This is a genomic window from Arthrobacter sp. Sr24 (genome assembly GCF_054511175.1).
This window is the reverse complement of sequence record NZ_JBTNDB010000027.1, coordinates 1-16,648: the sequence shown is the minus strand read 5'-3', so window position 1 is coordinate 16,648 and position 16,648 is coordinate 1. Positions and strand designations below refer to the sequence as shown.

General features: G+C 60.7%; 20 protein-coding genes. 14 read left to right on the top strand and 6 right to left on the bottom strand.

Annotation, left to right across the window (positions count from 1 at the left end; translation table 11 throughout):
• Nucleotides 1–7 precede the first annotated feature (7 nt).
• Both ACX80D_RS14915 and ACX80D_RS14910 read left to right on the top strand, forming a co-directional pair.
• Nucleotides 8–301 (top strand): hypothetical protein, encoded by a 294-nt coding sequence (locus tag ACX80D_RS14915; protein WP_459323656.1) that lies wholly within the window; start codon nucleotides 8–10, stop codon nucleotides 299–301.
• Nucleotides 302–619: 318 nt separating this feature from the next.
• The gene (locus tag ACX80D_RS14910; protein WP_459323655.1) at nucleotides 620–1,228 is read left to right on the top strand and encodes a hypothetical protein; all 609 of its coding nucleotides are present in this window, start codon (nucleotides 620–622) and stop codon (nucleotides 1,226–1,228) included.
• Nucleotides 1,229–1,253: 25 nt separating this feature from the next.
• On the opposite strand, the gene ACX80D_RS14905 is transcribed toward ACX80D_RS14910, so the two are convergent.
• From ACX80D_RS14905 to ACX80D_RS14880, 6 genes are all read right to left on the bottom strand, one after another.
• Nucleotides 1,254–2,390 (bottom strand): hypothetical protein, encoded by a 1,137-nt coding sequence (locus tag ACX80D_RS14905; protein WP_459323654.1) that lies wholly within the window; start codon nucleotides 2,388–2,390, stop codon nucleotides 1,254–1,256.
• A 255-nt stretch (nucleotides 2,391–2,645) separates the two neighbouring features.
• Complete coding sequence (locus ACX80D_RS14900) at nucleotides 2,646–2,873, bottom strand: hypothetical protein (protein WP_459323653.1); 228 nt, start codon at nucleotides 2,871–2,873, stop codon at nucleotides 2,646–2,648.
• Nucleotides 2,874–2,928: 55 nt separating this feature from the next.
• A complete protein-coding gene (locus ACX80D_RS14895) occupies nucleotides 2,929–4,317 on the bottom strand; it encodes a MinD/ParA family ATP-binding protein (RefSeq protein ID WP_459323652.1) in 1,389 nt (462 codons plus the stop codon).
• A gap of 10 nt (nucleotides 4,318–4,327) precedes the next feature.
• A complete protein-coding gene (locus tag ACX80D_RS14890) occupies nucleotides 4,328–4,849 on the bottom strand; it encodes a hypothetical protein (protein ID WP_459323651.1) in 522 nt (173 codons plus the stop codon).
• An 11-nt stretch (nucleotides 4,850–4,860) separates the two neighbouring features.
• The gene (locus ACX80D_RS14885; protein ID WP_459323650.1) at nucleotides 4,861–5,928 is read right to left on the bottom strand and encodes a CHAP domain-containing protein; all 1,068 of its coding nucleotides are present in this window, start codon (nucleotides 5,926–5,928) and stop codon (nucleotides 4,861–4,863) included.
• 30 nt (nucleotides 5,929–5,958) lie between these two features.
• Nucleotides 5,959–6,201 carry a helix-turn-helix domain-containing protein gene (locus tag ACX80D_RS14880; protein WP_459323649.1) on the bottom strand — a complete coding sequence of 81 codons (243 nt, stop codon included), beginning with the start codon at nucleotides 6,199–6,201 and terminating at the stop codon, nucleotides 5,959–5,961.
• A 135-nt stretch (nucleotides 6,202–6,336) separates the two neighbouring features.
• Here ACX80D_RS14880 and ACX80D_RS14875 point away from each other — a divergent pair, with 135 nt between their 5' ends.
• The 12 genes from ACX80D_RS14875 to ACX80D_RS14820 all read left to right on the top strand — a co-directional run bounded on the left by ACX80D_RS14875 (nucleotide 6,337) and on the right by ACX80D_RS14820 (nucleotide 16,478).
• Entirely contained in the window at nucleotides 6,337–6,960 is a 624-nt protein-coding gene (locus ACX80D_RS14875) for a DUF6668 family protein (RefSeq protein WP_459323648.1), read from the top strand.
• Nucleotides 6,961–6,974: 14 nt separating this feature from the next.
• A complete protein-coding gene (locus ACX80D_RS14870) occupies nucleotides 6,975–7,262 on the top strand; it encodes a hypothetical protein (RefSeq protein WP_459323647.1) in 288 nt (95 codons plus the stop codon).
• Between the two features lie 11 nt (nucleotides 7,263–7,273).
• The gene (locus ACX80D_RS14865) at nucleotides 7,274–8,011 is read left to right on the top strand and encodes a hypothetical protein (protein ID WP_459323646.1); all 738 of its coding nucleotides are present in this window, start codon (nucleotides 7,274–7,276) and stop codon (nucleotides 8,009–8,011) included.
• A 55-nt stretch (nucleotides 8,012–8,066) separates the two neighbouring features.
• Nucleotides 8,067–9,365, top strand: coding sequence for a hypothetical protein (locus tag ACX80D_RS14860; protein WP_459323645.1), 1,299 nt, complete (start codon nucleotides 8,067–8,069; stop codon nucleotides 9,363–9,365).
• A 1-nt stretch (nucleotide 9,366) separates the two neighbouring features.
• Nucleotides 9,367–10,878: an SCO6880 family protein gene (locus ACX80D_RS14855; protein ID WP_459323644.1), complete on the top strand. Its 1,512-nt coding sequence runs from the start codon at nucleotides 9,367–9,369 to the stop codon at nucleotides 10,876–10,878.
• Nucleotides 10,878–12,470, top strand: coding sequence for an ATP/GTP-binding protein (locus ACX80D_RS14850; protein WP_459323685.1), 1,593 nt, complete (start codon nucleotides 10,878–10,880; stop codon nucleotides 12,468–12,470). The genes ACX80D_RS14855 and ACX80D_RS14850 overlap by 1 nt, the downstream gene beginning before the upstream one ends.
• The gene (locus ACX80D_RS14845) at nucleotides 12,470–14,236 is read left to right on the top strand and encodes a type IV secretory system conjugative DNA transfer family protein (protein ID WP_459323643.1); all 1,767 of its coding nucleotides are present in this window, start codon (nucleotides 12,470–12,472) and stop codon (nucleotides 14,234–14,236) included. The genes ACX80D_RS14850 and ACX80D_RS14845 overlap by 1 nt, the downstream gene beginning before the upstream one ends.
• Nucleotides 14,229–14,645, top strand: coding sequence for a DUF4913 domain-containing protein (locus ACX80D_RS14840; protein ID WP_459323642.1), 417 nt, complete (start codon nucleotides 14,229–14,231; stop codon nucleotides 14,643–14,645). Before ACX80D_RS14845 ends, ACX80D_RS14840 begins: the two co-directional genes overlap by 8 nt.
• A gap of 26 nt (nucleotides 14,646–14,671) precedes the next feature.
• On the top strand, nucleotides 14,672–14,959 hold the full coding sequence (locus tag ACX80D_RS14835; protein WP_459323641.1) for a hypothetical protein: 288 nt from the start codon (nucleotides 14,672–14,674) through the stop codon (nucleotides 14,957–14,959).
• A gap of 93 nt (nucleotides 14,960–15,052) precedes the next feature.
• Nucleotides 15,053–15,658, top strand: coding sequence for a transposase family protein (locus ACX80D_RS14830; protein WP_459323640.1), 606 nt, complete (start codon nucleotides 15,053–15,055; stop codon nucleotides 15,656–15,658).
• Nucleotides 15,558–16,196 (top strand): ISAs1 family transposase, encoded by a 639-nt coding sequence (locus ACX80D_RS14825; protein ID WP_459323639.1) that lies wholly within the window; start codon nucleotides 15,558–15,560, stop codon nucleotides 16,194–16,196. Before ACX80D_RS14830 ends, ACX80D_RS14825 begins: the two co-directional genes overlap by 101 nt.
• A gap of 60 nt (nucleotides 16,197–16,256) precedes the next feature.
• Nucleotides 16,257–16,478 carry a hypothetical protein gene (locus ACX80D_RS14820; RefSeq protein ID WP_459323638.1) on the top strand — a complete coding sequence of 74 codons (222 nt, stop codon included), beginning with the start codon at nucleotides 16,257–16,259 and terminating at the stop codon, nucleotides 16,476–16,478.
• The last annotated feature ends 170 nt before the right edge of the window (nucleotides 16,479–16,648 follow it).

Here is a 16,648-nt window from a genome sequence, read left to right as displayed (position 1 = left end):
GGGTCTTATGGAAAGAGTGTTGGTAACGACGTCGGCGGCCGGCGTACCGCTGGTGTTGGATATTGAGGGCCGGCGTTGGCAGGTCGGTGCGGAGCCGATCCGCTGGTATGAGCGTCAGGCGTGGTGGGAATCTGCACGGCGGATGCCGCGCGGTTCAATGGCCAGGATTGATGTGGAGATATGGCAGGTACAGGCCCGGATCGGCCGTAACCCAAGGTCACCGCTGGTGACGTTTGAACTCGTCCATGACCGCGACGGCGGCGGTTGGGTGGTCCGTGCCAGGGAAACGGCCGCCGCATAGCCGGCCCTTATTCTTATACCCTGCCGTCCCTTAGCCACCCCAAGACCAGTCAATAAGGATCGTTTTTGGCGTGGTCGGCCGCTACTTGGCTCCCGCCCTGAATGACCTCTGCCTGGCACCGCGACGTGGGCTAAGCGTTCAATCCTGTTCCATTACTACCAAGACCCGGTTATGGACAGCACAGCAGAACAGGCGAACACGTCATGGGCAGGGCTAACACGGGGTGGCTTGTTAGTAATGGAACGGAATTACACGCTAGGCCACCTTAGGACCCGCTGGATCAGGGGGTATCGTCGTGAACTATGGCAGGCTTGTCCCGTGTTCTTCAAACGAAAGAAGTCCTCCAAACCAGGTGTGAAGGCTCAGCAGCAGTTGTCGCCGGCTATCCTGACCAAGCGAACTTTAGGCGTTGATTCTGCGGACCAAGCCGCCCAACATCCCGCCCTATTCGCGCAGTGGCAGAACGGTGATCTACGTCCTTCTGCAATTACTCTTGCCTTTGATCCCCAGGCTCGTGGTGGACGAGACCGGATGTTTTCCTCGACACAATTTGTGGGGCCATGGGTTGATGAAGCTTGCGGGACCCGCGAACCCGGCGTGGACCGGTGGGAAAACGGACTGTTCTATCCAACTTGGGAGCAGCTGTGCAAATTATCGGCCCTGACTCAAACATCCTTGGGCACACTCCTGAACAGTCCCGATACGCCCAATTTTTTGAACGGATGCTCGCAAGTGCCCACGGCCTTCGCACTTCGTCAAAGCTTCCACCCCCTCATCGTGGCCACCACGGTCAACGCGCACCCCCGCCAGGCCCCTCTAGAAGACATGACACAAGCTCTCAACCAGGCAATCGCTGCCATTCTTCAATCCATCGAAGACGAAACCGATCCACTGACCCTGTTTCTCAGCGAACACGACAAATCGTGATGCCAAACGGTCGGCAAATCTTGGTTTAGAGGCCACTGTGACCACTGGGGGAGTAAAAAAGTGAGCGAAGCATTGCAATACCTGCTATTTGAGCGGGGGAGGCTCCTTGGTCCAGCTGGGCAGCGTGTTTAGCGCGGCGTTCTAGCACGCGGGTTCGTTCAAGGTCTTGGAGAACCTTGTTGTGGGCATCCTGGGCGGCTTTACGGCGGTCGGGGGAGTGCATGGGGTGTCCGTCGATGGTCCAGGCATTCAGGCGGGTGCGGAGCCATTCGCGGAGGCGTTGGGTGTTCCTGGTGACGGGTGCGCCGTCGTGGGGCCAGCGGGAGCCGTCCGGGCGGGTGTCAATGGCGTTCATGACGTCTGAGACGGTCCATCCGGCTTTGAGCCAGGGTTTGAGGACGCTTGCCAGATCCTTTGCGGACAGCGGACGTAATGCGTAGTGGTGGTGACGGATTTCAGCGGCAGCGGCCCACCGTTGTCCTCGGCGCTTTGTCGTTGCGTGAACTGGCCAGTGCGGCACTGTTCGATTTTCGGAGAAGGTGGGCACTGCGGCGCGTGCGCCGCCTTCAATGTAGTTCACGGCGCAGCCGTGGCCTTTTTGAGGGTTTTTCGCGCGTGTACGGGTTAAGAATTTATTTTCGCTGGAAGGTTCCACCCCTAAAGGGGCGGTGGGGGTGCAAGTCTTATCCACATCCACTGATTCAGGGGCGTCCTGCACGGCTGCCAATGTCGAGGGAATGCAGATGACATAGACGGGCAATTCGTTGCCCTCGGCGTCCTTCTCGCGGACGTATCCGGCCGAGCGTCCGGAGGCGACGGTGCCGAGGTAGCCCCATTTGTGGAGCAGCGTCAGATAGTTGGCCACCGTGCGGCGGGAAATACCGAGCCATTCAGCGAGTCCGGGGCGGGCGTCTGGCTCGTTGAAGCCCTTTGCCCGGCCTCCCCAGGGGACGCGGACAGTCATGGTGTCGTAGTCGGTCATGGTGATCAGCATTTCGAAGAAACCCATGAGGCGACGCTGAAATGGCCGTGTCCGGGCCGCTAGGCGTTTGTCCCTGCTTAGCTCCGGCAGTGCCTGGTAGAGGCCGTGAGCGGCACGCATGGATCCAACGGGGACGGCGTTCTTGATGTGCTTCTTGTTGTTTTCTTGCTTCCTGCTCACGCGGCACGGACGATAGTTGACCTTTTCGTCAGCCGGTGTAGCGGGTGTGGCAAGTGTGAGGTTGACACGCTGACCACCGTTCAAGGTGTTTTCTGGTGTGTATGAGGGGCTTACGTGTAAGCTTATGGACATAACTGAAGGACCCTCCTAGAGGGTGTGAAAGTCTGAGCCCTTCACCCGGCGCCGGCAAGCAATGGGGTGTAGAGCTTATATAACTTGATACGAAGGCCCGCCCTAGTGGTGGGCCTTCCTCATTTAAGACGCTAGGCGGCCGATAGGCAGCGCCTCCTGTCCTTTAAGTAATTCGATATCGATGTCAGCAAGCGCGTTGCTGATCATCGGTTCAATGAGGTCTTGAAGAGACACTTTTTGGAGGTCTGCCATGGTGCGCAGTTTCTCGCTGTCTGCCAACGGCAACTTGATGTTGAAGCTGTCGCGCGGGCCACGGCTGGGCCGCCCGGTACGCTTCTTCATTGGTGTCATGGTTCGATCATGCCTCAGCTTTTGTAAAAGAAAACTCAAATTCGGGGCGTGTCGCTTAGAAACCTTTGGCGACGGCTGCCGCTGCTGCGAGCCAGGCCCGCTGTGTTGCAGATTGCAGTGCGTCATAACGGATGGGTCCGTTGACCAGGGCCGGATCGTAGGGAATACGGACAACAGCGCGGACGTGAGGGGCGAACCCGTCTGCAATGCGCTGCGCTTCTGCCTTGGCGCGTTTGAGAGCGTCGCCGCTCATGCTGCGTTTGGCGTCGGTGGATTCAGAGACAATCACGACGGCGTTGCGCGCCAGCTCGGCATCGTGGCCACCACGCGATTCAAGGGTCTGCAGCGTCAGTCGTGCAGCCTCGGCGCGGTCTTCGATAGCGGTTACCGGCACCACGAGCTGGTTCGTGTGGTGGATCATCTGCCGCCAGTTCGCTGCTCGGGCGGTGTTGCCGGAATCCATGACGATGAGCCGGTAATAGCGGGTGACTACCTGGTGGGCAATGTCCACTTCCTCGGCGGTTACTTCGTGGTCGCCTTCCTCGTTCTCGTCCGAGCGCAGGACGTCGAACTTGTCTGAGGTCTGGTGGTGGACGAAACGGGCGATTTCGGCGGCATTGGTGCTGGGGGAGAGCAGCGTCTGGCATGAGTCGATGAGGTCCAGGACGCTGTTGCTGTGCCCTCCTTGTTCTGTGCGCCATCCCAACGTGCCTTGGGACTCGTTGTTGTCCCAAGCGACGGTGGCGGCCCCGCTGTAGCGGGCAAGAATGGCCGAGAGCATGACGACGGTGGGTGTTTTGTTGGCCCCTCCCTTGCGGTTGACAACGGCAACGGTGCGTGGGCCGGGCCAGTGCTGGCTTACGGTGCGAATGTCCTCACGTTCGGCCAGTTCTTCGGGCGACGGTTCCATGCGGATTCCGAGCTTGGTGAGGGTGCCGCGCCAACCGCGGGCTGCAGGTTCCAGGACAGGCGCGCTGACCAGGAACGAAGTGTCTTTCAGGCTTCGCCGTGTTGGCTCAGGGGCCGGCGGTTCAGCACTGGCAGTGGAGGTCGGGGGCTGGTCAACTGCAGAGGCGAAGGTAACGGGCGGAGCCGGCACAGCTTCCACGGGAGCCGGCGCAGCTTCCGGCACTGATGTGATCAAGGGGGCCGCCGTGGGGGCTTTTTGCCGGCGGGGGGCCGGCTTTACGGGGGCGGCTTCGCTCACGGCTCCCTCGGGGGAGACAACAATCTGGCCTTGCCCGTCTGGGTCGGTGGTGGAGACTTTCACAGGGCGTCCGAGCTGGGCGGCTGTGTCGGTAATGAGGCGCAGGGCCTCGCGCAGCACACCTGGTTCATCTTCTGCCTGGATCGGGTGGGATGTGCCGTTGATTGTGACTTCTCCGGTGCCATTGGCCCGCAGAACGGCGTCGATCTTGGGGAAGTCAAGTGCTTGGGTTTCCATCGTCATTCCTTTACTTGGTGCCGTTTGGGGGTGTGAAGCGGTTGACCTGCCAGGGTTTGTCGGCGGCAGTTCGCAGCAGCTGCACGTCGTAGTTGCCGGCATCGGTCGTGAAGACGACGTTGCAGCCGAACCCGTTGCTTTCATCGACTTTCAGCTGGCCTGCCCCGGTGATCTTTTTGACCGGGATGTTGGCAGGGTCCACGTACTGGTAGTCAGCCACGGCTTGGGAGGTCATGAGCTGACCAAGTTCCTGAATCCATTCCTTGTCCGAAACAGTGGGGCGCGCGTAGAGGGTCATGGCCTGCGTTGCTGTGTCCACGGCGGCTTTCTTGCTGGCATCGTCCCAAGCAATGCCCAGGGTGGCCGGGGCGGTGCCTCCGGGGGCCTGCTCCTTGCCGCCTGCACTGAGTGAGAGTGGTGCCGTCGTGGAGCTAGTTGTTGGTTGTTCTGCCGGGGCGTTGTTGGATGCGGGCGCGCACGCTGTGCAGAGCAGTAGGGCTGCCGCCAGGACTGTCAGGGATCGTTTTTTCATGGTTTCTCCGCTTACTTGCTGCCAGGCATGTACAGGAAAGCGCTAGGGACGCTGTTCTGGACTGTGCGCGTGTAATAGGTGTGGTCGTTGGGGGGAAGGTTTCCGTTGTAGCCCTCTTCCACATAGCTTCCGTCGCCGTTGACCGCTTTCACGACGGCCACGTGACCGAAGGTGGCGTCTGCGCCGCCGGCTCCCGGTGCGTACCAGACGACGGCACCGACGCGGGGTGTCTTGCCGGTGGGCCAGCCCTTCACGTCCCATCCGTCTTTCCAGGTGACGGCCGAGCCGAGCAGAACACCGTCGGGTCGGAACGTGCCGTTGACGACCTTGTACGGGGCGCTGGTGCTGCCCAATTGCTGGTTGACGCGCCAGAGCGCGAAGTCAACGCATTCGCGGTTATACATCCCAAGGGGGCTGGGCTGATAGATGGGGGAATTGGGCCAGGGCAGGTCGTCGCCCTTGCCAGATTCGCCGGGAATTCCACAGGAACTTTCCCCACTACCATCCGTGGCCGGGACGTCGCCTAGGGCGGCTACAACTGCTACAGCTGCTGGCCAGTAGCTCTGATAGTGGTAGGGGTCCGCGTTGCGCTGGACACGGTTGGCTGCTTTGGTGGGTTCAAGCTTTTCCCAGCCGTCTACTTGCTGCAGGGCCTTGAAGAAGTTCGTGGCCGAGATAGTGGGGTCCATGCGGTCCGTGTAGCTGCCCCATGCGCCGTTGTCGCGCTGTTGGAACAGGCCCCGGGAGTCAGGGCCGGGGCCGTCGCCACGGTCGAGGACTTGCAGGCTGGATTCTCCCATTGCGACCATGACCCCTATGGTTTGGCCTCGTGCCGAAAGTTTCAGTGCTTTGCCGGCGTTGATGATCAAGGCCGCGTTTTTGAGCTGGGCGCCCTGGTAGCCGGCTATGGGGACTTTGGGGAGCTTACTTTCGTCCACACTGATACTGCCGCCTGTGGGGGCGCAGACGTTGGCGGCGGCCTTGTCTCCGCCGCCAAACAAGATGATGGAAAGAACCAAGAAGATCGGAGCAAAAATTGCTGCCACGATCACTACCGGTCCGGTCTTAGCATTCTGCATATGTCCCCCTCAACTGCATTGCACTGCTTCCTAGTCTGCGTTCGGGTGTGGTACTTTGCCCAGCCGCAGCGAGTTTCGGTTGTCCCATACCCAGTCCCTGACTTCATCCCGGGAAATCAGCCAGGTCTTTTCGATCTGGTAGGCCGGGATCACTCCGGTCTGCAACCACTTGTAGGTGGTCTGCTTCGACTGATTCAGTGCCTCAGAAAGCTGCGTGACCGTCATTCGCTCCGGGTACGCGCCAAACAGTGCGTCCAGGTACTTCCTATCCATTAGGACATTTCCCCATTCCATGGATATACAATACAGTATAGATCAGTACAATCTAGTATCATTGAGTACATAGGTTACCTTTCAGTGAAAGTGCTTACAGATACGATCATTGCGGAGATGACAGGGGGATACTAAATGCCAGTTTCAAAGAACCGCTGGATAAGTCTCGGCAATGAGCCCGTTGACGATCCAGCACCCGTAGTAGCTGATGAGCCGTCAATGCTCCTACCAACGGGGCCATCAAAACCCCAACTCAGTGTCCCTCAGCCGGATCATGTGGACCGGCTTCCGCGCCGAAGCGTCGCGGACGGAGCTGCGGACTACTGGTGGCTGGGAGTCCACGGTGGAGCAGGGGAATCCTCCCTGGCTCGCCTGGACAAAAGTACCCGTGCTGCCGAGCATCATTGGCCACATGCCGCTGCCGGCGCAGTCGTCGTCTTGGTTGCACGGTCCAACATTCACGGCCTGCGGGCAGCCCAACGTGCTGCGACTGAATGGGCCTCGGGGTCATTGCCAGGCATCCAACTCGCCGGCCTTGTCGTCGTGGCCGATGCCCCGGGCCGGCTTCCTAAAGAAATCCGTGATTTCGCCCGGGTCGTGGGCGGGGGAGTGCCGCACCTGTGGCACGTGCCCTGGATTGAGGGTTGGCGATTGGGCCACGAAGTGCCCCTTGATCTGCTCTCCAAAGATTTGCGCACTGTACTTAAGCAAGTGCGTATTGCTGCATCATCAACCACAGTCGAATTCCCGGCTAACTAGAAAGTAGGAAAACCATGTTGCTCTCCAAAGCTTTGCACTGGTCCGGCGTCATAATCGCTGAGGTTCCCAACCCCGGCACGGGCACGGCCCCTCCCGGGTCCGAGGGAATCCTCACCATCCTCCAGTGGGTCGCTTGGATTGTCTTTGCCCTCGCTGTTGTCGGCATCCTCATTACCGCCGGAACCATGATGGTGAACAACCGTCGCGGTGAAGGCGGCGAGCACGCAGGACGCCTGTCGTGGGTTCTCGGCGGCTGCATCCTCGCCAGCGTCGCCTCCGCCCTTGTAGGCGCACTCATCTAAGGAGTAGAGCCATGACTGAGCCAGCAGAAACGAACGAAGCCCAAAATCCACTGACGAAGCCCAAGTTCATTATCTCGGCCGTAGTCGTGGCACTCCTGGTTGCCCTGGGAATCATATTTGTGCTGACACCCAAGGGCGCTGAAACTACTGCCACTCCGGCCGGGACCAGCGCCCCTGCTACAACCGGTCGCCCGGCTAATGCTCCCGCCGAGCCGAGCGTGTGCGGCCTCCCTGACGGTGACCAAAGCAAGCCAGTAACACCTCCTTCCAACACCAAGTGGGAGCTGGTTGGAAAGTTCGCGGTGCCGACTTCACCCCAGGGGTTCGGGCCTGGAAAGACAACAGACGATGGGGTTCGCACCTGCTTTGCGCATTCCCCGAACGGTGCACTGTACGCCGGCGTTAACATGATCACTTTGGGAAGTTCCGGGCGCGGCGATTTGCTGGCCAAATACCTCATTGCTGATGGTCCCGAGCGGGACAAGATGCTTAAAGAGGAAACGGCAGCAGCCCCGCAAACCTCTGAAACGGCGGCGTTTCAAGTGAGCGGTTTCAAGATTGTGGATTATTCGGACAATCGCGCAGTGGTTGAGTATGGCCTTACAACCGCCAATGGGAGCAATGGTTCGGTTTCAGTGGTCATGCAATGGCAGAACGGCGATTGGAAATGGGTTGTTCCCCCCGCTGGTCAGTCGCAAGTTCAGCAGCTGTCCGATCTGAGCGGATTCATTCCCTGGGCTGGTGTTTAGCTTGCTTCCCGCAGATCAGAATGGGCAGCCCTGCAAACCCTGGGACATAGATTGCATGGTCACCGACTGGGCCAGTGACCGAGCAAACGACGCAACCCAGAACATGGCAACAGCTATCGCGGATGCTACTGGCAATGTCGTCAAAACTCTCGGGACGTTCTGGGTCAATGTCGGCACCCCCAATCTGACGGCATCCCCTGGGGGAAGCGATGCCAGCGACCCAGTTATGTTTCTGCAAAACAGTCTTTGGTTCTGGACGGCAGCGTTGGCCGTTCTGTCTGTGCTTGTAGGCGCTGCCAAGATGATCATTGAGCGCAGGGGTGCCCCAATGCGTGACCTCGGCCGGTCGCTGGCAACCCTTGTCGTCGTTTCCGGTGCAGGTGTTGGCGCAGTCGGGCTATTGACCGTTGCAGCCGACCAGTTCTCCGTGTGGATTATTGAGAACTCCACGGGAAAGTCATTCAACGAGAACATAACGCACATGCTGCTGATCACAGCGCAAGGTCCGCTGGGGTCGATCATGATCATTCTGCTGGGCTTGATCGCGATTCTTGCCTCTGTAATTCAGATCGTCCTCATGATCGTGCGCGGCGGTCTACTAGTCGTCCTAACTGGCATATTTCCCACAGCGGCCGCATTCACGAACACGGAGGCTGGCAAGGGCTGGTTCCAGAAATGCTGCGCCTGGTTGATTGCGTTCATCCTCTATAAGCCAGCGGCCGCGATCATCTACGCAACAGCCTTCCGGCTTACTGACACCAATGTTTTCGGAAGCTTCGGCAACGGCGAGGAATTTGGCTCGGCACTCGTGACTGTGATTACAGGACTGGCATTAATGGTCGTTGCCCTGTTCGCCATGCCTGCTTTGATGCGCTTCGTTACCCCCATGGTTGGAGCAGCTGTGGGCGGCGGCGGTGGCGCTCTGGCCGCCGGGGCTGTGGCCGGCCTGGCATCCGGTGCGGTCAATATGGGCATGTCGGGACGTGGTGGCGGCGGACAGTCCAGCAATAGTTCGGCACCTCCTGCTGCGCAAAAGACCTCTGGCCAAGACCCATCTGGTACAGCAAGCCAAGGGGATGCGGGTTCCACGGGAACGGCCGGGAAGTCCGGCGGCCCAGGGAACAACGCCAGCGCGCCGGCTGCATCGGGCGCTGAGGCTTCTTCGGCCGGCTCAGCTGGCGGTGGAACTGCCGCAGCTGGTGGGGGTGCGGCTGCAGGCGGTGGCGCAGCTGCAGGCGGTGGCGCAGCTGCGGCCGGGCCTGCTGGCATTGCCGTTGCCGCAGGTGTTCAGGCAGGTCAGGCCGCCGCAGGGGCGGCCAAACAGATGAGCGAAGAATCAACAGGGGGTGCCTGACATGGCGGCTATCGAAAACACGTACAGTGAACCGACCTACGGGAATTGGCGACGGCCACGTAAGGCAGGAATCGGGACCTTAGGAGGATTGGCCACAGCTGGCCTGTTCCTAGGCCTGATTGTCACTGTGATTTGCTTCTTCATCGGAGGTTGGCTTGCTGGGTTGATGGCGCTGGTTGTGCTGGGCCTGGCTCTGGCTGTCGTGTCCATCAATGACAAGCACAACAAGTCAGTGGGCGAACGTCTCTTTGGCCGTTTAGCGTTCAGCTCCACTCGACGGCGCAAGACCAACCTCTACCGTTCCGGCCCGCTCGGGCTGACACCGTGGGGCGAGTTCCAGCTGCCGGGCATCTCGGCTGGCTCGAAACTGTATGAGTTCAATGACTCCTATGGCCGGCCTTTTGCCTTGATTCATCTGCCGTCAACGGCCCACTACACCGTTGTCTTTGGCACGCAGCCTGATGGGGCGTCCCTGGTCGATCCTGAGCAAGTGGACGCCTGGGTGGCGAATTGGGGTGGATGGCTAGCTGGCTTGTCCAATGAGCCGGCAGTGGTGGCCGCGTCCGTGACAGTGGAAACTGCCCCGGATTCCGGGGCGCGCCTGCGCCGGGAAGTCGAGTCAAACATTCATGAGGACGCACCGGAGATTGCCAAGGCCATGTTGCGTGAGGCTTTGGAAACCTACCCGCAGGGATCGGCCACGATTCGTGCCTGGGTGGCGTTGACGTTCAGTGCCGCTGCCCGTTCCGGTGGCAAGCGGCGCACGGCTGAGGAAATCGCCCGTGATCTGGCGTCCAGGCTGCCCGGGCTGACTGAACGCCTGGAATCTACGGGTGCCGGTGCCTGCGTCCCGCTGGCTGCGCAGGAGCTGTGCGAGGTCGTACGGATTGCCTACGATCCGGTGGCCGCACGTCTCATTGACGAAGCCCACTATCAGGGCACGCCTGTTGATCTGGGTTGGGGCGACGTTGGCCCTTCCGCCCACCAGGCGGACTGGGATGGTTATCGGCACGACTCGGGCCACTCTGTTTCCTGGACAATGACCGGTGCACCGCGCGGGCACATCCTTTCATCCGTGCTGGCCCGGCTGGTGGCTCCACATGCGGAGATTGACCGTAAGCGCGTCACGCTGCTGTACAGGCCGATTGAGTCCGGCCGGGCGGCGGCCATTGTTGAATCTGACCAGACAAATGCAATGACTAGGGCATCGTCGACAAATCGGCCCACGGCCCGCTCACTCGTGGATGCACGCGCGGCACAAGCAACGGCTGCTGAGGAAGCCAAGGGGGCCGGACTGGTCAACTTTGGTCTGGTAGTCACGGCCACCGTGCTTTCATCTGAGGGCCTGGCTGACGCTGTGGCCACGGTGGAAGGCAACCTTGGCCCGTCAGCCCGGCTGCTCCTGCGACGGGCCTATGGCTCCCAAGATTCGGCCTTTGCGGCGTCATTGCCGCTCGGCCTGGTCCTGCCCAAGCACTTGAAGGTTCCCGAAGAGATCCGCGAGGCCATGTGATGTTCGGCAGCAAGACAAAGCACAAGAGGACCAGCACCAAAACGCGGACGCTTCCAAGTGCCGTTGTTCGCCGTCCGGGTTTGCGGGGCTGGCGGGGTGGTGGCCAGGGTGAAGCGGCCTATGTGACGGCCGCCGATGAGTGGCGTGGCACGTCCGTGCAGGTCTGCGGACTGTGGCCCTTTGTTGGCGGCAGCGGTACACCGATTCTTGGTGTACCGATTGGGGTTCATACTGACACGGGCGCACCGTTTGGCGGTGACCCTATTAGCTGGTTCATGCACGGGATGATCAACAATCCGTCCATGTTCGTGCTGGGCCTGCCGCACTATGGGAAGTCCACGCTGGTGAGGCATATGGTCCTAGGCTTGGCCGGCCGGGGTATTAACCCGCTGATCTTGGGGGACTTGAAGCCTGACTATGTGGACCTGATCAAGGCCATGGATGGCCAGGTTATTAGCCTGGGGCCGGGCCGTGGCCACCTGAATGTTCTTGATCCTGGCGAGGCTACGGGCGCTGCTGTCCGGCTGATGGCTGCTGCCGAGGAGAACAGGGCGAAGGCCCATCGGACGACGGATGAGAACGAGAAGCGGCGGCTGTTGGGTGCCGGCGTGAAGGCTGAAAAGCTGGCCGAAGAAGTCATGGCCGACGCTCATAGCCGGCGGCTGAACATGGTGACGGCGCTGATTACGATTGTGCGGAATCAGAAGCCCAGCGCTCATGAAGAATCCATGATTGACCGGGCGCTGCACATCCTGGACGAACGCCTGGACCGGGTGCCGTTGATCGGGGATTTGATCGAGGTCATTAAGGCTGCGCCGGATGAACTGCGCGATATTGCCCTGGATCGAGGGGACATGGAACGCTACCTGGATGCCACGGACCAGCTGCGCACCTCGCTCTACTCCCTCAACGGTTCGGGGCGCTTCGGGGATATGTTCTCGCAGCCGACGGACCAGCCAATGAACTTGGGCAAGCCGGTCGTTTTTGATCTGTCGGGAATTTCCGATACCCAGCGGGATATTCAGGCAGCTTCGTTGCTGGCCTGCTGGTCTACCGGCTTTGCTACGGTGCAGGTCGCTCATGCCCTGGCTGATGCGGGGCTGGAGCCGCGCCGGAACTACTTTGTGGTGATGGATGAGTTGTGGCGGGCGCTGCGCTCGGGTGAAGGCATGGTGGACCGGGTGGACTCCCTGACTCGCCTAAACCGTACTGAGGGCGTGGGGCAGGCCATGATCACTCACACCATGAGCGACTTGGAGGCCTTGCCCACTGAGTCCGAACGAATGAAGGCCCGCGGATTCGTGGAGCGCTCCGGCATGGTGGTGTGTGGTGCCCTGCCGGGCGGGGAAATGGAGAAGCTAAACAAGGCTGTGACGCTCTCTCGGGCGGAACAGGCCCGGCTTATTTCCTGGGCTGACCCCGGCTCGTGGACGGACGTGGGCGGCTCCCGCAAACGGGTACGTCCGGGGCTGGGGAAGTTCCTTTTCAAGGTCGGCGGCCGCCCCGGTATTCCGGTGGCGTTGAAGCTGACCAGTGTTGAAAAGTCGCTGCACGATACGAATAAGCGCTGGCACGATGAGGGGGAAGAATAATGGGTGCACCGAGTAGCAACAAGCGGTCCCAGCTCGGCGGTGAAACGATCATCCTGTGGGTGGTCATTGCTATTGTGGTGCTGGGCGTCGGCTCCGTGACCGGGGCCGTGCATTTGGGATCGCTGCTGTCTGGTGACGGCCAGCAGCTCCCGGGCAATCCGTTTGCCCTGGTCATTGGTCTTTTCGTGGGCACCGTCGTGTGGCCGGCGGCCGCCACCTGGATTCTCATCGGCTTGGGTGTGGTTGTTCTGGCATTGGCCGTGCTGGTGCTGCGGGTGGTGCTGCGCCGGAAGTCCAAGCGGTCCCGCGTGGACGTTGCCGCCCAGCACATGGCCAAGGGCAAGGACTTGCGGGCGCTGAGCCTGCGCGGGGCAACGGCCACGGCCGAACGCCTCGGCGTGAAGGGCTCACCGGGTGTCCCGGTCGGTAAAACGGTCCTAGGCAAGCAGATGGTTTTCGGCTCGTGGGAAGACATGCACATCGACATTTGGGGGCCTCGAACGGGTAAAACGACCTCGAGGGCAATCCCGGCGATTCTCGCCGCCCCGGGCGCTGCCCTGGTCACCTCCAACAAGCGCGACATTGTGGACGGCACCCGCGACGTGCGCGCCGCCGAAGGTCCGGTGTGGGTCTTCGATCCCCAGTCAGTGGCCCTTGAAGAACCGGCTTGGTGGTGGAACCCGCTCTCTTACGTGACGGACGAAGTGCGGGCTGCACGTCTCGCGGACCACTTTGCCGCCGGCTCGCGCGGTCCCGATGCGAAAACGGATGCTTATTTCGACCCGGCCGGTCAAGACCTTCTTGCCGGGCTGCTCCTGGCGGCCGCCCTCGACGGCAGGCCCATCACGCAGGTGCACACCTGGTTGACCCGGCCCAAAGATGATGAGGCCGTGGACATTCTCAAAACCCACGGATTCACCCAAACCTCCAACGCAGTCTCAGGCGTCGTCAATGCACCCGAAAAGCAGCGTGGCGGTGTCTACGGCACGGCGCTGCAAATGGCGTCCTGCCTGACCAATCGCCAGGTTGCCCAGTGGGTCACTCCGCAAGGTGCGTCGGACACTCGCACACAATTCGATCCAGCCGCGTTCGTGCGGTCCAAGGGCACTCTGTACAGCCTTTCCAAGGAGGGCAAGGGAACTGCCGGCCCGTTGGTGACCGCGCTGACCGTGGCCACCGTGGAAGCGGCCGAGGAACTGGCGGTGCATTCCCCCGGCGGGCGCCTGGCAACACCCATGATCGGCGTCCTGGACGAAGCCGCCAACGTCTGCCGCTGGCGCGAGCTGCCTAACCTGTACAGCCACTACGGCTCCCGGGGCATCGTCCTCATGACCATTCTTCAATCCTGGTCCCAAGGTGTGGAGGTATGGGGACGCGACGGGATGCGCAAACTCTGGTCAGCGGCAAATATCAAGGTCTACGGCGGCGGTGTCGCCGAAGCTGAGTTCTTGAACGAGCTGGCACAGTTGGTGGGGGAGTACCGGTACTCCAACACCACCCAAAGCCGTTCCAAGCAGGGTACGTCCTACAGCCACGACGACGACCGCAAGGAACGGACTTTGGACGTTTCGGACCTTGCCGCGTTCCCCCGTGGGCGGGCAATCATGTTTGCCTCCGGTGCGCCGGCCGCGCTGCTGGAAACGGTGCCGTGGATGAAAGGACCGCACGCCGAAGCCGTCAGGGCCTCCATTGCTGCTCATGATCCGGCGAACCGGCCGGCTGCCGCTGCCAACCGTTGGATTGCTGCGGGGGCCTCCGATGAGTGACGGTCTGGGGGAGTGGGACGACGAACTGGACGGAACATCTACCGAACCGGTAGAACAGGGCGAAGAAGTCCCTGAATTGTTCTATGCCAACGTGGCAGAGTTTGTGAGTCAGAAACTGGCCCCCACCTATCGCCGTCCTATCAACCCGGGCGGCGGGGTCACTTGGTGCCCGCAATGGTGGAAACATGCCGAAGCGATTAGCCGGTTAGAAGCGCTCTGGCGGGCTTGGGAGTTTCTGCGGTTGGAGGGTGCAACTGGGATGAGTGTGTGGTGGCGTGACCACGCAGACCACCACATGTCTGTCCTGCTCTCGGGTGACGGTCCCTTCAAGAGCTGCAGCCCCGACGACGGGCACAAGGCCAAGCTGCCACCGCTGCCATGCGAGGAACCCCCAGAGGGTTTGTTTTAGTGCGCGCCTTGATCTCACGGTTGCTTATGATGATCCATCCTGACCGGCGCACACTCAGCGAGCTGGCCGATCTTTTGAGCAAGAGAAAAAGGGCTGCCAGCTGGTGGGACCACTCCCACATCACGCGCCGCTTGGCCAGGCTTGAAGACGCCGAAGAATACAGCCGGCTACCGGCGGAGAAACGATATGTGTTGCTGCAGGCGGCACGTTTCTCGGCCCACTTCTACTCCGTCGCCACACTCCCGGTGCTGGCTTTGGCTATGGCCCTTCTGCAGGGCGTCTGCAAAGTCCTTTGTGAGAATTCAGCGTCTTAACATGTGAGACAAACCGGGTCGCAGCTTTTAAAAAGCGAGAACTCCTGTTAATCCAGATGGTATCTAATCGTCTGTATCGCCAGGAGCTCTCGCATGCCATCATCCCATCTTGCTGTCTTCATTGACGAATTCGCCGCGGCTGGCCAGGTGGAGATTGATCCGGGCAAAGTCCTTGCGGCGTTGTGTGAGTTGCCAGACCCACGAAAGAAGCGCGGGGTCCGGCACCGCTTCGCACACCTACTGGTGATCATGGTCTGCTCGGTATTGGCCGGTGCGAAATCCTTGGTGGAGATGGCCGAATGGTCCGCCGATACGGCGCGCGGGCAGCTCGCCATCCTGGGTATCGGTTCCCCTCACGCCACAACATTGGCCAGGGTTCTCCAACTCCTGGATGCCGATGCCCTGGACCAGTTGGCCGGGGCATGGGCACAAGGCATGACACCGGTGTCGGCCATCGCCATTGATGGCAAGGAAGTCCGTGGCGCCAAGAACGGCGGCGGCACCAGGATCCACCTGCTCGCCGGCATTGACCACACCACCGGGGCCGTCCTCGTGCAGCAAAACGTGTCCGAGAAGCACAACGAGATCACCTTTCTTTATGCCGCTATTGGAGGGAATCAAAGACCTTGCCGGCGTGGTGATATCTGCCGATGCGTTGCATACCCAGCGGGAGCATGCCCAGTACCTGCATTCCCGTGATGCCCACTATGTCCTTACCGTTAAAGCGAACCAGCCCACGCTTCACGACCAGCTCCAGGCCCTGCCCTGGAAACAGGTGAGGGCCGGGCACAAGACCCACGAAACCGCCAATGGCCGCGAGATCCAGCGGACCGTCAAATGTGTCAGCGTTGCTGCCGGGATCAAGTTCCCCCATGCATCTCAGGCCGCACAGATCACCCGCAAGTCCCGGCCGCTCGGAACCCGGAAGTGGTCGACCGAGACGGTCCACATCGTCACCTCGCTGGCGCCGGAAGCAGGGAAACCGGAACTCATCGGGTCCCTGATCCGCGGCCACTGGGGAATTGAAAACGGCCTCCACTGGCGCCGGGACGTGACTTGGCGAGAAGACTCCAGCCAGGTCCGGCGGGGCAACGCGCCCCGTGTCATGGCGTCCCTGAGGAACATCGCCATCACGATATTGAGGCTCGAAGGTGAAACAAACCTTGCCAAAGCCACCCGCGGCGCACGCAACTATCCGCAGCGCGCCCTCAAACTCGCCGGCCTAACTACCAGCTAAACGACTTTGCAGACGCCCTGGGCCCTTCTGATACCAACCACCCTCAAACTTGCGGATTCATTGAATATTGGCGTTGATGTGCAACTAACTTCAACGATTGCAATCGTCGTTACGCTGATCGTGTTCGGCATGCTCGATCTGTATGGTGCCAGCCAACAAGCAGCTCATGCTAAAACATGGGTCTCCGCTTTCGAGGATGTGGAGAAATACCTACCCCGTTATCCTTCTCGACCGGTCTACCCGGCTCACCCTCCAAAAGCGTCAGGGTGGGCCGAGCCGTAAGTCCGCCTCTGTACTTCTCACCTATGATTCATAGATCAGGGGTCTGAGGAAGAGCGGTACGGAAATTCACGCTAAGGTGTCAGCGGCCTGTTGAATGGGTGGCATGGCGGTCGATTTTCTAAGTGATGAGCAGGTTGCAGGGTTCGGCGGATTCCCCGACGAGGTACCAG

Coding starts and splice junctions, on each gene's coding strand:
- ACX80D_RS14915 (WP_459323656.1), top strand. CDS start 8: ATGGAAAGAGTGTTGGTAACGACGTCGGCGGCCGGCGTACCGCTGGTG.
- ACX80D_RS14900 (WP_459323653.1), bottom strand. CDS start 2,873: ATGACACCAATGAAGAAGCGTACCGGGCGGCCCAGCCGTGGCCCGCGC.
- ACX80D_RS14895 (WP_459323652.1), bottom strand. CDS start 4,317: ATGGAAACCCAAGCACTTGACTTCCCCAAGATCGACGCCGTTCTGCGG.
- ACX80D_RS14890 (WP_459323651.1), bottom strand. CDS start 4,849: ATGAAAAAACGATCCCTGACAGTCCTGGCGGCAGCCCTACTGCTCTGC.
- ACX80D_RS14885 (WP_459323650.1), bottom strand. CDS start 5,928: ATGCAGAATGCTAAGACCGGACCGGTAGTGATCGTGGCAGCAATTTTT.
- ACX80D_RS14880 (WP_459323649.1), bottom strand. CDS start 6,201: ATGGATAGGAAGTACCTGGACGCACTGTTTGGCGCGTACCCGGAGCGA.
- ACX80D_RS14875 (WP_459323648.1), top strand. CDS start 6,337: ATGCCAGTTTCAAAGAACCGCTGGATAAGTCTCGGCAATGAGCCCGTT.
- ACX80D_RS14870 (WP_459323647.1), top strand. CDS start 6,975: ATGTTGCTCTCCAAAGCTTTGCACTGGTCCGGCGTCATAATCGCTGAG.
- ACX80D_RS14865 (WP_459323646.1), top strand. CDS start 7,274: ATGACTGAGCCAGCAGAAACGAACGAAGCCCAAAATCCACTGACGAAG.
- ACX80D_RS14860 (WP_459323645.1), top strand. CDS start 8,067: ATGGTCACCGACTGGGCCAGTGACCGAGCAAACGACGCAACCCAGAAC.
- ACX80D_RS14855 (WP_459323644.1), top strand. CDS start 9,367: ATGGCGGCTATCGAAAACACGTACAGTGAACCGACCTACGGGAATTGG.
- ACX80D_RS14850 (WP_459323685.1), top strand. CDS start 10,878: ATGTTCGGCAGCAAGACAAAGCACAAGAGGACCAGCACCAAAACGCGG.
- ACX80D_RS14845 (WP_459323643.1), top strand. CDS start 12,470: ATGGGTGCACCGAGTAGCAACAAGCGGTCCCAGCTCGGCGGTGAAACG.
- ACX80D_RS14840 (WP_459323642.1), top strand. CDS start 14,229: ATGAGTGACGGTCTGGGGGAGTGGGACGACGAACTGGACGGAACATCT.
- ACX80D_RS14835 (WP_459323641.1), top strand. CDS start 14,672: ATGATGATCCATCCTGACCGGCGCACACTCAGCGAGCTGGCCGATCTT.
- ACX80D_RS14830 (WP_459323640.1), top strand. CDS start 15,053: ATGCCATCATCCCATCTTGCTGTCTTCATTGACGAATTCGCCGCGGCT.
- ACX80D_RS14825 (WP_459323639.1), top strand. CDS start 15,558: ATGCCGCTATTGGAGGGAATCAAAGACCTTGCCGGCGTGGTGATATCT.